This window comes from Simiduia curdlanivorans, from assembly GCF_030409605.1.
Taxonomy (GTDB): Bacteria; Pseudomonadota; Gammaproteobacteria; order Pseudomonadales; family Cellvibrionaceae; genus Simiduia; species Simiduia curdlanivorans.
In genome coordinates, this window is sequence record NZ_JAUFQG010000004.1 from 1,467,074 (window position 1) to 1,481,580 (window position 14,507).

General features: G+C 47.4%; 11 protein-coding genes. 7 read left to right on the forward strand and 4 right to left on the reverse strand.

Features of this window, described 5'->3' with window-relative positions:
* Positions 1 to 123: 123 nt before the first annotated feature.
* Positions 124 to 654: a 4'-phosphopantetheinyl transferase family protein gene (locus QWY82_RS06665; RefSeq protein ID WP_290260782.1), complete on the forward strand. Its 531-nt coding sequence runs from the start codon at positions 124 to 126 to the stop codon at positions 652 to 654.
* A 13-nt stretch (positions 655 to 667) separates the two neighbouring features.
* Here the strand turns inward: QWY82_RS06665 and QWY82_RS06670 are convergent, their stop codons facing one another.
* The 3 genes from QWY82_RS06670 to tviB are packed head-to-tail and all read right to left on the reverse strand — an operon-like array spanning position 668 to position 3,877.
* Entirely contained in the window at positions 668 to 1,579 is a 912-nt protein-coding gene (locus QWY82_RS06670) for an XrtA system polysaccharide deacetylase (RefSeq protein WP_290260784.1), read from the reverse strand.
* Positions 1,580 to 1,581: 2 nt separating this feature from the next.
* Positions 1,582 to 2,589, reverse strand: a complete 1,008-nt coding sequence (locus QWY82_RS06675; RefSeq protein ID WP_290260785.1) for an NAD-dependent epimerase — start codon at positions 2,587 to 2,589, stop codon at positions 1,582 to 1,584.
* A gap of 13 nt (positions 2,590 to 2,602) precedes the next feature.
* Positions 2,603 to 3,877 (reverse strand): Vi polysaccharide biosynthesis UDP-N-acetylglucosamine C-6 dehydrogenase TviB, encoded by a 1,275-nt coding sequence (gene tviB, locus QWY82_RS06680; RefSeq protein WP_290260786.1) that lies wholly within the window; start codon positions 3,875 to 3,877, stop codon positions 2,603 to 2,605.
* A gap of 299 nt (positions 3,878 to 4,176) precedes the next feature.
* Here tviB and QWY82_RS06685 point away from each other — a divergent pair, with 299 nt between their 5' ends.
* The 6 genes from QWY82_RS06685 (at position 4,177) to QWY82_RS06710 (ending at position 13,054) form a co-directional block, all read left to right on the forward strand.
* Positions 4,177 to 5,595 carry a TIGR03013 family XrtA/PEP-CTERM system glycosyltransferase gene (locus tag QWY82_RS06685; protein ID WP_290260787.1) on the forward strand — a complete coding sequence of 473 codons (1,419 nt, stop codon included), beginning with the start codon at positions 4,177 to 4,179 and terminating at the stop codon, positions 5,593 to 5,595.
* Between the two features lie 91 nt (positions 5,596 to 5,686).
* Positions 5,687 to 6,223 (forward strand): XrtA/PEP-CTERM system exopolysaccharide export protein, encoded by a 537-nt coding sequence (locus tag QWY82_RS06690; RefSeq protein WP_290263484.1) that lies wholly within the window; start codon positions 5,687 to 5,689, stop codon positions 6,221 to 6,223.
* A gap of 45 nt (positions 6,224 to 6,268) precedes the next feature.
* On the forward strand, positions 6,269 to 7,777 hold the full coding sequence (locus QWY82_RS06695) for an XrtA system polysaccharide chain length determinant (RefSeq protein WP_290260788.1): 1,509 nt from the start codon (positions 6,269 to 6,271) through the stop codon (positions 7,775 to 7,777).
* Between the two features lie 16 nt (positions 7,778 to 7,793).
* Positions 7,794 to 9,059: a hypothetical protein gene (locus QWY82_RS06700; protein WP_290260789.1), complete on the forward strand. Its 1,266-nt coding sequence runs from the start codon at positions 7,794 to 7,796 to the stop codon at positions 9,057 to 9,059.
* Positions 9,060 to 9,081: 22 nt separating this feature from the next.
* Positions 9,082 to 10,386 carry a porin family protein gene (locus QWY82_RS06705; protein WP_290260790.1) on the forward strand — a complete coding sequence of 435 codons (1,305 nt, stop codon included), beginning with the start codon at positions 9,082 to 9,084 and terminating at the stop codon, positions 10,384 to 10,386.
* A 16-nt stretch (positions 10,387 to 10,402) separates the two neighbouring features.
* Complete coding sequence (locus QWY82_RS06710) at positions 10,403 to 13,054, forward strand: tetratricopeptide repeat protein (protein ID WP_290260791.1); 2,652 nt, start codon at positions 10,403 to 10,405, stop codon at positions 13,052 to 13,054.
* A 152-nt stretch (positions 13,055 to 13,206) separates the two neighbouring features.
* Here the strand turns inward: QWY82_RS06710 and QWY82_RS06715 are convergent, their stop codons facing one another.
* Positions 13,207 to 14,505: a FemAB family XrtA/PEP-CTERM system-associated protein gene (locus tag QWY82_RS06715; protein WP_290260792.1), complete on the reverse strand. Its 1,299-nt coding sequence runs from the start codon at positions 14,503 to 14,505 to the stop codon at positions 13,207 to 13,209.
* Positions 14,506 to 14,507: the final 2 nt, after the last annotated feature.

The following is a 14,507-nucleotide window of genomic DNA, read 5'->3' on the forward strand; positions in this document are numbered from 1 at the left end:
AGAATTACGAGCATCGAGGCGTCACTGAAAAGACTAGTACCGTCAGGGATTAAAATTTGCTGTTCGGCCGAGTTGTGCGCGCCATCCACACTCTATTCGCAAGAGATATCTTGCACTCACGGCATGGTCGAAAGTCGCGTTGTTGAGTTTGCACAAGGACGCTCTTGCGCGCGCTTAGCATTGGTCGAGTTGGGGGTGGCGCCGGCAGCGATTCTTCGCGGTACCCAGCGCGAACCTATTTGGCCTGACGGCGCGGTAGGTAGTATCGCGCATACCGACGCCACAGTCATTGCCGTGGCGGCAAATAACCATGCGCTTGCAGGCTTGGGGGTGGATGTGGAAAAAAAGGCGCCACTTAGTGCGCATTTAATTCCGATGGTTTGTCGTGAGGATGAGGCCGTTGGTATAAGCGGAGAGCAAGCAAATATAGTATTTAGCGCGAAGGAGGCTATTTATAAATGTATATTCCCTGTGGTACAGCGGTATGTTGATTTTCTGGAGGTTAGCGTGGCTCTGGATCATAGTAGCGGCCGGTTTACCGCGATGTCAGACGGCCAGCATCGGGATTTAGAGCTGCTTAGGCACCTGCAAGGCGTTAGCTTTGTCACCCAAGATCTCGTTTTCAGTGTGGCCTGGTTGCTCAAGCAGAACTGATCTCTATTTAGCGTTATCCTTGCTTGAAGTCTGATACGTGGCGGGTAGTTTCAAGCTTGGCATATTTTAAACTCTCGCTCATTGTGGCGAAGTCAAAGTCATTGAGAAGCCGCTCTAGCCTTGGCAGGCAGCGGTTTAGGTTCGTGTAGTGCCTAAAGCGTGAAAAGGCGCTGGCGTTGGGAACGCGCGGTTGTTCCGGGTCTATTTCCCAGGGGTGCAAATAAAATATTTGTGGTTTGGTTTGGTTGTGGCTAGCTCGTTCAAATAGCCAGCGCGAGAGTGCGTAAGGGTACTGACGAAAATAGCCGCCGCCGGCCGCGGGTATGGATTGCCCGAGCACCTTGGCGGTGGTGAGTGGAAATTCAGTGAGTGTTTTGCCGCTGCTGGTAATGATTTTATAGGGCTCTTCGGGGCTGCCGGGAATGCCGTAATTGTCGTGTCGGGTTGGGAAAATGCTGGAATCCCACTCAAAGCCAAGGTCGGCCAAAATATCTAAAGCCCAAAGGGATTTTTGGGTGATGGAGTAGCTAGCCGCGCGGTAACCGATGACTTTTTCGCCCGTAATCTGCTCAAGAATGTCTTTGGACTTTAGCGTTTCCTGCTTAAAAACTTCGGGGGTTTGGCTGTATATCAGCTGGTGACTGTAGCCGTGCGAGGCAATCTCGTGGCCGGCGGCTTGAATCGCTTTTACCAAGTTCGGGTAGCGCTCTGCCACCCAGCCCAAAATGAAAAATGTGATTTTGATGCCGGCTTGATCAAACAGCGCGAGTAATTTTTCGGTATTTTGCTCTACCCGGCAAGGCCACTCGTGCCAAGAATTAACATCGATAACATCCTTGAAGGCCGCTACGTGGAAGTAATCTTCCACGTCTACCGTCATGGCGTGTTTAATGGTTTTTCTGTGTTCGTTGCGTCCCTGCTTCATGACTAAACCTTATAAAAATCGCGATACCATTTAACAAATTTTTCGATACCGGCTTCTATCGGAGTGCTCGGCTTGTAATCTACATCTTTGATCAGTGCATCGACATCGGCATAGGTGTCGGGTACATCGCCTGGCTGCAGTGGCAGCAAGTTTTTAGTGGCTTTTTTACCTAGGCAATCTTCAAGAATTTCGATATAGCGCAGTAGCTCAACAGGGTTGTTGCTGCCGATGTTGTACAGGCGGTAGGGCGCCTTCGAAGTGGCCGGGTCGGGTTTGTCGCCAGTCCAGATGTCGTTGCTGGGCGCTACGTGGTCGAGCGTGCGCACAACGCCTTCAATAATATCGTCAATGTAGGTGAAATCGCGACGGTGGTTGCCGTAGTTGAAAACATCGATGGGTTCGCCGGCGAGTATTTTCCGGGTAAAAATAAATAGCGCCATGTCTGGGCGGCCCCAAGGGCCATAAACGGTAAAAAAGCGCAGGCCCGTGGTGGGAATATTGAAGAGGTGGCTATAGGTGTGTGCCATCAATTCGTTGGCTTTTTTGCTCGCGGCATAGAGGCTGACGGGGTGATCCACATTATTGTGAACCGAAAAGGGCATGGCGGTATTGGCGCCGTAAACCGAGCTACTAGAGGCGTAGACTAAATGATCGGTGCCAATGTGGCGGCAGGCTTCCAGAATATTCAAAAAACCGGTGATATTCGCATCTAAATAGGCCTGAGGGTTTTCCAGCGAGTATCGAACCCCGGCTTGTGCCGCTAGGTTAACCACTCTGTCTGGTTTGTGCGCTTTAAAGGCCGCGTCTAGGCTTGCCTTGTCTTCTATGCTGAGTCGAACATCGGTAAAACCATCGCGGCAGGTGAGGCGTGCCAAGCGGGCTTTCTTTAAATTGACGTCGTAGTAATCGTTGAGGTTGTCGATACCAATCACGGTGTCGCCTCGGTCTAGCAAGCGGTGCGCCAGTGTTGAGCCAATAAAGCCGGCGGCGCCGGTAATTAATACTTTCATAATCTGTTCCGTCTTAAAGGCGTGCGTCTACATCCGCCTTTGGCAGGATGTGTTTTACGTCGAATAGCACTGAATTAGGTTTGCCTAGGGCTCTGATTGCGCTGGCGCCCATGGATTTAAACTGCTCGTGCCCCACGCAAATAATAATGGCGTCGTAGTCATCAGGCTTCGGCGTTTGTATGGTGCTAAGGCCGTATTCATGCTCGGCCTCGGTAGAATCTACCCAGGGGTCGTAAATGTCGATGCTGGCATGGTAAGTGGCAAGCTCTGCGACAATATCCACCACCCGCGTGTTGCGTAGGTCTGGGCAGTTTTCTTTAAACGCCAAACCCATAATTAATATTTTCGCATCGACCACGTGAATGCGTTTTTGCGTCATCAGTTTGATAACTGATTCGGCCACGAAAGCGCCCATACCGTCGTTTATGCGTCGGCCGGCGAGAATCACTTCTGGGTTGTAACCCACTTGCTGCGCCTTGTGCGTCAGGTAATAAGGGTCAACGCTGATGCAATGGCCGCCAACGAGACCGGGGCGGAAGGGCAGAAAATTCCACTTGGTGCCGGCCGCTTCTAGCACCTCGAGGGTGTCGATATTTAAGCGTTTGAAAATCAATGCCAGCTCGTTAATGAGCGCTATGTTGATGTCGCGTTGGGTATTTTCGATCACCTTGGCGGCTTCGGCGACCTTTATAGAGTTGGCCTTATGGGTGCCCGCTGTGACGATTTTGCGGTATAGCGCATCGACATAATCGGCCACTTCCGGCGTCGAGCCGGAAGTCACTTTGACAATATTGTGGACGCGATGTGCCTTATCGCCTGGGTTAATCCGTTCTGGGCTGTAGCCAGCGTAGAAATCGGTGTTGAAGCTCAAGCCCGAGGTGCGCTCAATAATCGGAATGCAGTACTCCTCTGTGCAGCCTGGATAAACCGTCGATTCAAAAATCACAATGCTGTTTTTGCGAATGACCCGGCCCAACAGTTCGGAGGCCTTTTGCAGCGGTGTTAAATCGGGCTGCTTAGATTCTGTAATGGGAGTGGGCACGGTGACAATGTAGACATCGCAATGTTTGATGTCGCGCTCATCGCTGCTAAAAGACAACATTGTCGCAGCGCTTAATTCTTCGCCGTTAAGTTCCAGCGTTTGATCGACGCCTCGACTTAGGTCGGCCACTCGCCTGGTGTTGATGTCGAACCCTAAGGTATTGATCTTTTTACCAAATTCAGCAGCAAGTGGCAGACCAACGTAACCGAGACCGATAATACAAAGCGTGGGGGAGTCGTTGAACATGAGCCGCTGTCCTTGTGATGGCGTCATTTTAAGGTCGCATAATCTACCATAAAAGCCAATAAGGTGTGTATGGTTCAAAATGTGGGGTGGTTAAATAATATTCATACTTAGGAATCGGGTAATTGTCATAAAAAAGGATATAATGCCCGATTAGCAAGGTTCGGGCATTTTCTGCGCAGTGTTGGATGGCCGTGGCTTGATGATTTGCATATCGGCAATCTCGGCTATTTGGGCGTTTAGTTGCGCAGGGCACGTCATAGGTGCCATACAGGACGTGTAGATTACAAAAAGGATTTAGCGTGGCATATTTACGCCTTAACAAACATTATATACATCAGCACTTTCTCGCCCTCGGCGGTATTGAAGTGCTGCTTCTTCTTTTGATTGCGCTCGCTGTTCAGCATTCGCAATTCTTTATGTTAGGCGCTAATCCCGTTAGCTTGGATGATCTTCAAGGCTGGCTGCCCTCTTTGGTGTTCGCACTGGTGTTGAGCTGCTGCACACTTTCGATGGGTGTCTATCTTTCTTTAGTGCGCGAAGGCTTCTTCAGCATGGTGTTGCGCACCATAGTGAGCTTCTTCCTGCTGGGCAGCATGGCGCTCTATTTTGTCGATTTTCTGGCTGGCGGTGAATTCTTAGGTAGTAACCTCGTTTTTTGGGGCGTGTTGCTTTCTACCGTCTTGGTTTTTGTGGTTCGGTTGATCTTTATTGGCTTAGTTGATATTGCCAATATTCGCCGGCGCGTCGTGATATTTGGTGCGGGCACCCGGGCCTTGGAGTTGGTTAATGCTTTGGATGGCCATACCAGCAAGTTGGCCGTGCAAGTGGTGGGGTGTATTGTCGACGGCGATGGCCCCGTTGCCGTTGGGGATTCAAAACGACTCGCTGCGCCAAGTAACTGGCTGGATTTCGTTAAGCGTGAAGAAATTTCAGAGATTGTGATTGCGCCAGACGAGCGTCGCTCGGCTCAAGGCGCCAGTATCCCACTGAATGCACTATTAGACTGTAAGGTGGCGGGGGTGCCGTCAACGGATGTGCTGAGCTTTTTCGAGCGCGAATTAAACTATATCGATATAGACACACTAAAGCCCTCATGGCTGCTTTTTTCTGACGGGTTTAAAAATAATCGACGCCATCTATTAATAAAACGTTTGTTTGATTTGTCGCTGTCGCTCCTGTTTCTGTTTTTTATGTGGCCATTCATGTTGTTAACCGCCATAGCCGTTAAATTAGAGAGCCCTGGCTCCGCACTGTATTTTCAGGAGCGTGTGGGCCTTAATGGGAAAAGTTTTAAAATATACAAATTTCGCAGCATGCGCCAAGATGCCGAAAAAGGTGGCAAGGCGGTATGGGCGCAAAAGAACGATTCTAGAGTGACTCGGGTGGGGGCTTTTATCCGCAACACCCGGCTTGACGAGCTGCCCCAGCTTTATAATGTTATTGTGGGTGAAATGAGCTTTGTGGGCCCGCGCCCAGAGCGACCACAGTTTGTTGCCGAGCTTGAACAAGCCATTCCATTCTACAGTGCTCGCCATAAAGTTAAACCGGGGCTAATGGGCTGGGCGCAATTGAAATATCCCTATGGTGCCTCGGTTGAAGATGCAAAAAATAAACTTAAATATGACCTGTATTACGCTAAAAACAAAAGTTTCTTAATGGATTTACTGATTATGGTGCAAACCGTTGAGATTATTTTGTTGGGCAAGGGTGTTCATTAATAAAAACGATCAGGAGCGATCAGTGAAATATTTAATATTAGCGGCGCTAGCATTAGCGCTTACTGCGTGCGCCAACAAAAAAAGTTTGGAGATGCCCGTTATATCCCAATCGCCAGAAGTGAAAGCTTACCAAATCGGTGTGGGCGACTCATTGCAGGTTAACGTATGGCGCAATCAGGAGTTGTCATTGGCGGTACCTGTGCGCCCCGATGGGAAAATATCTATGCCCTTGGTGGGCGACATTGAGGCTGCAGGTCTTACGCCTTTGGCGCTATCGGATAGTATCGTTACCAAGCTCGGTGCATATGTTAGAAACCCGCAAGTAACTGTCATTGTCACCAACCCAAGCAGCGCAGATTTCCAGCGCCGAGTGAGAATTACCGGCGCTGTAGAGCTTCCCCAATCTATTGCGTTTCGCGAAGGCATGACCGTATTGGACTTGGTTTTATTGGCGGGTGGAACAAACGACTTTGCTTCCGCCAATGGCGCTAAGTTGTATCGAAAGGTCGATGGGGCGATGAAAATATACCCTATCTATTTAGATGACTTGATCAATAAAGGTGATGTGAGAACAAATTATCCTTTACAGCCATCAGACATTGTTACCGTGCCAGAACGTTCATTTTAAAATGTTGATTTTTTGTAATTAGGGTTTGTTAAAAAGAGTAGTTTGATGGACAAGATTTATATCCTAGAAATATTGGCTGCACTGAAAGCAGAGCTGATTCGGTTTCGCTTGGCCGTGGTTGCCACATTTATCACTGTAAGCTTTATGACTTTGATGGTGGGATATTTTTGGCCTAGCAGTTACACCACAAGCGTTGTGCTTTATTCTGATGTAACCACAATCATTGAGCCGCTTCTAAGGGGGCGGGCGTCAGTCACAGAAATTGACCGATCTCAGCAGGCCCGAGATGTCATTTACGGTCGCACCATTATGGAGGCTGCTGCTGTTGAGGCCGGGTTAATTGATGACACCATGAATGCGGATCAAAAAGATCGGGTTATCAGGAAGCTTCGTAGCGGCCTTGCATTAAAGACTGAGCGCAACAACTATTTTACTGTAAGTTATACAGCCGACAATCCCGATAGCTCTTTTGAAACCCTGTACACAATCATATCTGTATTTATTGCAGATACAGAGCGTAAGAAAAAGGATGAAAGCCTGGGAGCTTTTAATTTTATTGATGCTCAGGTGCAGTCTTATAAACGCCAGCTTGAGCTTGCTGATGGGCGGCTGAAGGATTTCAAATCAAAGAATCTAGACGGTAGTGAGGCTTCGGTAGCAGCGCGCATGGCGCAGTTGCGCGTGGATATTGAAACCTTAGCTATCGGTATTGAGGAAACTCAATCGCGTATCAATACCACTAAAGAGCAGCTTTCCGACGAGGGCCAGTATTTAAAAACCAAGGGGCAAGTTGACGAGTTAAAGCAAAGTCGCCAAGCGATGGTGAGTCAGTTGGAAAGCTTACTGCTCAGGTATCAAGAAGGTTATCCCGATATCGTTTCGCTGCGTGCGCAGATTGCTGAGATCGATCAGTCGATCGAGCAAACCAAACAGTCGGGCGAAGTGTATGGCGCAAATGTTGAAAACCCTTTATATGAAGAGCTGCGCAAGCAATTGTCTTTAGCCGAGGTGGAGCTGCGTGCACAAACGCGAAGAATGCAGTCATTAAAGGGGTTGTTGAAGCAGGAGGAATTACGTGCCCAAAGGGTGGCTGCTAACCAAGCTGAACTTTCAGAGTTGACGCGAGATTACAACGTTACTCGCGATGTGTACGAAGAGATGTTGCAACGCAAAGAATCCGCCCGCCTCTCAATGTCTCTCGATCAAGAAGGGCAAGGCGTTTCTTATCGAATTCAAGATCCCGCGACATTTCCGCTGGCGCCGTCAGGTATAAGTTTTAAGCACTTTGCTGCCGCTGGGCCTGTGTTGGGTTTGTTGGCACCTTTAGGGCTGCTCATTCTATATATACTCGCAGACCCGCATTTTAGGTCGGCAAGAACTATGCAACAGCAACTGCCGCAGGAGCTGACGTTGGTGGGGGTTATCCCACATTATGACTCGCCTATGTCTACGCGTTTGTTGCGAAAAGACATACTAATTTTGGTTGCTCTTTCCGTGCTAGCTATGGGCGCTTATATAGGGCTTGCTACCTATTGGCGATCAATACTGGGCTAATGCATGAGGTGTTACAGTGTCTAGTAAAGGTACGAAAGCGCCCGTGGAGGTTGCAAAAAGGGAGTTGGCTGATGCCGGCTTAGTTGATCCTGTAGAGAAAAAATTTCAAGCAGCGGACAATGCGTTAAAGCAGGGCAATAGTGATCTTGCGAAGGAGTTGTTAGATAACCTTTTACAAGAGCATCCCACCCACTTTCGTTCTTTAATGTTACAAAGCGCCATTGCAATGGCTAAAGGCAGATATTCTAAGTCAGAAATGTATACGCGAGCAGCAATTAAAACCTTGCCCGCAGCAAGTGTTATCAGTTTAGAGCGTGCTGTTGCGTTGAGTCAGCTCATCGATGCCCTAAACTTCCAGGGTAAGGTCGACGAAGCGAGCGTATTTGCTCGCATGCTTGGCGGCGCAAAAGAATTGTTGCCATTTAGCTCAGAGGCTAGCGCCTCGTTGGTTCCTGCGCGGGTGAGCAACGCTGTGAACGCTAGAAAAGTAAAGCATGGCGAAGAAAAAAGCATAAATTTGAAGGGAAAGACAGAGGCAAACGATATGTTGAAAAACGCAACGGTGGGTGTCAACACGAGTGCCAATACGGTTAGTCAGATGGGTCCTGCAAAAATTAAAAATATGGCTCCAACGTCATTGTGGAGTCATGAAGAGCTGCAAGAGCGTAAAGTTGTTTATGTTGGTATGCGCCAACGAGATGTTTTGAATGCGTTCCGCGAGGTTCGCATTAAGTTGATGCAAAAAAATAAGAACGACAACATGATTGTGATGGTGTCTTCTTTAAAGCCACAAGGGGGCGGTAGTTTTTTTGCATTCAATCTGGCGGCCATTTTTGCGCTGGACCCACAGAAAACCGCTCTTTATGTTGATTGTAACCCCTATGACTCCTCAGCCGAGCGCTATGTGAATGGCGTCGTTAATTTTGGTTTATCGCAATATTTAACCGATAGTGAAATAACCTTAGAGCAAATAATTTACCCATCGGGTGTGGAGCGCTTAAGGGTTATTCCGGCGGCTGGGACCAATGAGTCCGCAGCAGAGTCTTTTAACTCTGTGCGCATGAAGGAATTTATCGCAGAGATTAAGAACCGCTATCCGGACAGATTCATTGTGCTTGATGCGCCGTCGGTGGAGTCTACTACTGAGGCGCGTATTCTAACGCAATATTGTGATCAAGCCTTGTTGTTGGTTCCTTCAGGCAAAGCTACGGCAGAGGATGTGTTGTCGGGTGTGGATGCGCTTGGGCAGCAGCGCTTTGCTGGGCTCGTCTTTAACCGCTAAACCCGTTAGCGAGGTTGTTCAGGTGATTATTAGAAAGGCCCACATTTTTGTCGCTTCCATGATCAGCGTGTCAATCACGTCAGTGGCACAAACTAATTCGTCGGCTACTGCTACCGATAGCTTCGGCGGCAGCCTAACTGCCAGAATAACGCAGACCGACAATGCCAGAAAAACGGAAGACGCCTTAATTTCTGAACGCCAGGATGAGCTAGGCGGAAGCCTATTCGCAAATTATGAGAACAGTTTGCTGCAATTCGATGCAGACTATAACCTCAATGGCACAAATTACACGGAAGACTCTCAAGACAATCAAAACTTTATTGAAGGGCAGGCAGCGTTACAAATCGGTAAGGAGAAAGACCTTTTTGATTTGCTTTTGTCGCAAAGTCAGCGCACGCAATATGGTTCGCCTGACGACGTAGCGCTAAACGAAAATCTTGATGATCGAACTGTGTGGACCGCAACTCCTTCACTAAAAATGCAGCTGAGTGAGGTTGACACACTTGCCGTTCAAGGTACCTATTCATTGGTTGAGTATCGTACCAATTCCACGCGTGATAGCACGCGCGCAGGGGGTGTTGTCTATTGGCGGCATAGGTTATCCGCAATAAGTTCGTTTAACTTATCTGTCGGTGCAGATCAAATCGAATACCCAAATGGCGATTTAGATGACTACGACTCCCTTAATGCAAGGCTAAGTTACACCGCTCAAACCCGTTACTTGAACTACACGGTGTTAGCGGGTGTTAATAATGCCACATTTGCTGACGGTGGTAAGGACTACACCGCTCCAATGTTTAAAATCGATGTCACCTACGAAAACGGTGGCCAAGCTTTTGAGTTCAATGCATCGCAAGATATTACCGATAGTTCGATAGGCGATGGTAATCAGGATGGGGTGGACCCAACGCCGGGTAACGATGGTGTTGGGGTTGATCAAATGGAGCGTAAGCAATTTGGTTTGCGTTGGCGAACGCAATCGATTTGCTCTAGGTGCTCCTTTGATCTATATGCCCAATATCGAGATGATGAGTATCGACGCCTAAAGCAAGAAAATAACGATGAATCCTCTGCGGGATTAATGCTCCGTTATCGATTGACGGAACGGGCCGGTGTAGAGTTTGGCTACCGTAGGCAGTGGCAGCAATATGCCCAAATTGATCGACCAAGTTTTACTCGAGACTACTTAAGCTTAATGTACCTATACGACTTCACACAGCGCTTTAATGGTTCGCTTTTTTACCAATTCGAGGCTGCAGAGGGCGAGGTCGGTAGTAATGAGTATGAACAGAATAATTATGGGTTTGCGTTAACGTATTCGTTTTAGCGCAATCAGTCTTACTTTGTATGGTGTAAAAATAATGCTATTTCAGTTCCGATGGTTTTTGTTGGTGACCACATTTCTATTGATGTCCTGTAGTTCCGGAGAAAAGCAGGGAGCCGACAATGCTGAGCGTCATTTAAAATCCGCGAAAATTTATGAAAAACAGGGTCAGTTTCGAGCTGCAATGTTGGAGGCTAGAAATGTTATCCAGTTGACGCCTGATCAACCGGAAGGTTATGAAGTGCTGGCCGGTATCTACAACAAGATAGGCGCTTTTAGTCTCACAATATCGCTGTTGGAGCCTCGGAGTGTTGAATCCCCAAGTATCGATATTCCTCTTGCAGAAGCTTACATTGCTAGTAAGAAATACCGCTCTGCCATCGGAGTACTGGAACCGCTTATCGGAAGCGAATCAGTTAATGGCATGGCTATTTTGGTCGAGCGTCTGTCGGCTGAAGCATACCTTTACTTAGGTGATACGGATAAGTTTGATCTGCGTTTAAAAACTTTGCAGGCAATGCCTGAGGGCGAGCATACGGCCCTTTACCTAGAGGCAGCCCGCGCTCTTTCAGAGCAAAAGGTAGATGAAGCTCAGCGTTATTTAACTAAGTTAGTGGCGCTTGATGCTCAAGCTTTTGATGCCTTGACGTTATTGGGTGATATCAGTTTATTCAAGAACGATTTAAGTGGCGCAGAAGGTTTTTATACCGATGCACTGAGTACATTAAATAATGCCGATATTATGTTGGCAGACAAAGTCTTTGTTTTGCGGCGTCTGATAGAAGTATTAATTCGGCTGGGGCGATCAACCGAGGCTTATGCCTATCAAAAACTTTTATCGGATGCTAACCCTGATAGCTATGCTGCGCAGCAAAAATTTGATGACGCTATGCAGCTTTACACGGAAGGTGATTTGAATGGAGCCGCGGCGTTACTCAAGGAGTTAAGAGAGCAATTCCCTCAGGATAAAGGTTCAGCGACCCTGTTAGGTGTCGTAGCGCAAAAACAAGGTGATAATGAGTTAGCTGCTCAGCTTTTTGATGAATATTTGGATGCTGAAACGGTTGCGCCGTCGATAATACAAGCGGCTGCATTAGCAAAGTTTGGTGCGCAAAAGTCCGATGAGGCGGTGGCAATGTTAAAGGCGGCGGCAGAGCAACAGCCAGATAGTGCTGGAATACTCGCCACATATGGTTTGGCATTGGTTGAATTAAACAGAGACCTAGGTGAGGCAACAAAAATCTTAGAGCGAAGCCTCGCGCTAGATCCTAATCAGCAGCGTCTGCGTTTGGCGTTAGCGAGTAGCTATTTGCAGCGCGGTAATCAAGAGCAGGCACTTGCGCAATTGAAAAAGGCATACACTGAAAAGCCGCAAGATTTTCTTATCCAGCAGGCCTACTATAGGACGCTGCTGGCAGTGGGCAAACGCGAGGTATTGGAGCAGGAGTTAAGCAAGTATCGGAATGCAAACCCAACTTCTGCGAAAGCGTACTTTTTCGCTGGTTGGTATGAGTTTGAACAGAAAGATGTTAAAGCCGCTATCAAAAGCTTTGAGGAGGCGCGAAAACTAGACGACGCAATGATTAGCGGGCTTGCTCATATCGGACTGGCGCAATCCTATGAGGCTGAGGGTGAATTAGAGAGTGCCGCGCAAATTTGGCAACAAGCGATCAAGAATAACCCTGCATCACTTCAAGCTTATAGCAACTGGGTGAGAGTGTTGCAAAAAAGTAAGCAGCTGGAATCAGCTATACCTCGTTTGAACAAAATGGCATTGCCGGGTGAGTACTGGCAACCAGATTTTGCCCGCGCAAAAATCTATCAGCGGTTTGGCAAGCTATCCGAAGCATTGGAAAGCGCCAAAGCTGCACTAGTTAAGGCATCTTCTAACCCTGTGGTTGAGATTCTGTTGGCGGCAATCTACCAAGAGTCTTCAATGCAGTCTCTTACCGCTGGCGATGTGGTCTCAGCGCGAAATGCATTGCTGAAATCAATTGAGCTGGCGCCCGATAATATTAGCTATATTGCGAATTTAATAAAAATTGAACTTGATTCTGGCAATGTCGCCGCTGCACAGAAAATACTTGATGATTTAACGTCGGAGAGTGCGACGTTAGACGTGAAACATTATTTACAAGGTATGATTCACGAGCGAGGTGGTGATGGCGTTGCAGCATTGGTTTCTTATCGCGCTGCTTGGGCTATAAAGCCTTCGGATTTAATGGGTGACGCTATTTTTAACTTGCTCAGGACGGATAGTCTGCGACCAGAGCTGGCCGCTGATTTTCTCCATGATTGGGTGGCGGTGTTGCCGCAATCAGTTAAGCCGCTGCTGTATCTTGCTATGTTTGCACAATCTGAAAATAATACGACAGAGGCGGAAAGGTTATATTTGGAAGTGTTGGAGCGTCAGAGTAATGTGCCGGCGGCGCTGAATAATCTTGCCTGGATCTATGCAGATCGCGGCGATAAAAGAGCGCTTGAAACTGCCAAAAAGGCCTATGACCTTGCGCCTAAAAGCCCGGCAATCATGGATACCTATGGTTGGCTGCTGGTAAAAAGTGGTGAGCTGAAAGCTGGGCATGACGTGTTAGTGGCGGCGCTAGCCGCAGCCCCTCAGAATAAAGATATTCAAGATCATGTGGCCTTTGCTAAGGCGCAACTTAAATAACGATTGTCGCGGATATAGAGATTAAGCTTACCTAGCAGCGAGTAGTTAAGGTGAGCTTTTTATATGAGCCTTCTTGTTTATGTGCTTGAGGCTGTAGTAGCGCTATTTTTTTGCATGATTGAGAAGCTCGCCATTAAATGGGTGGGCATCCTCTAGGGAATGCCCCTAACGATAATGGGCCCAATTAGCCGTGTTAACCAAACTGGTAGTCGTTTCCAGGCCTTTATTAAAAGCTGTAGTTTTGGATTGTCTGTGTTTAAGTCAGAGGATTTTTGACTGGAACCAAAATAATACCAATGATGTTCGAATGGCTGCGCGCCCCATTGTTTCTTAAACTTGTAGGTTCCTGCATCCTTTGTCGATCTGCCGAAATCAAAATAATCATAATTGCAGTCAATAGCATGGTCTAGTATCTGTCTATAAAGCCACATGTTCATATTTTTATGATTATATTTCTTTAAGGTTGATGCCCAAGGAATTTCCAGTGTGTCTTGATTGCCTATCAAAAAGCCGGTAGAAACCGGAATTCCCTCTAAATACCCCACGGCAATAGTGGCTTTAATCGCTGCGGTACTGAGAATAGACTGAAAAAAACCTCGGCTGTATACCGGTGTGCCTAAATCGCGCATGTTCTCAGAAAAAACGCGGTAAAAGTCATCAAGTAGTTCCAGTTTTCCAAATTTAATTGAGGGGCTATTGATCTCCGCTTTTTTATATTGAGCGCGTACTTTAGCGCTTAGTTGTGACTCTAGGGCTTGTTTTGAATTTGGCAGCTTTAGTACCATCGATACTTTCTTGCTAATGCTTGTATCGGCCAATTCGGATTGCATGGTGCGCACTTCTACGTGCTTTAGCTTGTGTGTGATTGCTATGTCATTGCAGTGTGATAGGAGTGCCTTTGTTACATTGAGAAAGTCGGATTCTACGCCGCCATAGTTAACATACGGGACGGATACGCCCATGCGACCAAATAAAGCGGAGCTCACAATGGTAATGGGAAGACCACCGATAATTTCACCACCTGCGTTCTTTGCAACGATGATGATGGTGTCGTGATTAAAGCTGGCCTTTATAATAGCTTGCCAAGCGGAGGTGAAGAATACCGAGGCCTTTCTATTTAGAACAAAGTGTTCCCAGCGCTGCAGGCTTTCTGGTTGTAGGGTGTCAATTGAAAAGCTAGCCGAGAAGTTCGAGTGTTTGTTCTGATAAATAACACTGGGTTTGAGCAGGTTCTTTGATGCCGTATCTTCCTCTAGGGGCGATTTTTCAAGTTGTTTTATTTGCTTTTCGATGGCTTTGATATCGTCAGTGATATCTTTCATCTTATTTATCAGAGTATCGAACTCGGGCGATGGCTTTTTTGCCTCTTTAAATTGGCTAGAGGTCGCACCTTTTTCATCAAGCTTTTCTTTCAGCTTTCTGCGTAAAGTATTTATCTCAGAGTTTTTCATAG

Bases quoted from the DNA above. Each gene is read 5' to 3' on its own strand.
- QWY82_RS06665 (WP_290260782.1), top strand. From the start codon at position 124: ATGGTCGAAAGTCGCGTTGTTGAGTTTGCACAAGGACGCTCTTGCGCG.
- QWY82_RS06670 (WP_290260784.1), bottom strand. From the start codon at position 1,579: ATGAAGCAGGGACGCAACGAACACAGAAAAACCATTAAACACGCCATG.
- QWY82_RS06675 (WP_290260785.1), bottom strand. From the start codon at position 2,589: ATGAAAGTATTAATTACCGGCGCCGCCGGCTTTATTGGCTCAACACTG.
- tviB (WP_290260786.1), bottom strand. From the start codon at position 3,877: ATGTTCAACGACTCCCCCACGCTTTGTATTATCGGTCTCGGTTACGTT.
- QWY82_RS06690 (WP_290263484.1), top strand. From the start codon at position 5,687: ATGCCCGTTATATCCCAATCGCCAGAAGTGAAAGCTTACCAAATCGGT.
- QWY82_RS06695 (WP_290260788.1), top strand. From the start codon at position 6,269: ATGGACAAGATTTATATCCTAGAAATATTGGCTGCACTGAAAGCAGAG.
- QWY82_RS06715 (WP_290260792.1), bottom strand. From the start codon at position 14,505: ATGAAAAACTCTGAGATAAATACTTTACGCAGAAAGCTGAAAGAAAAG.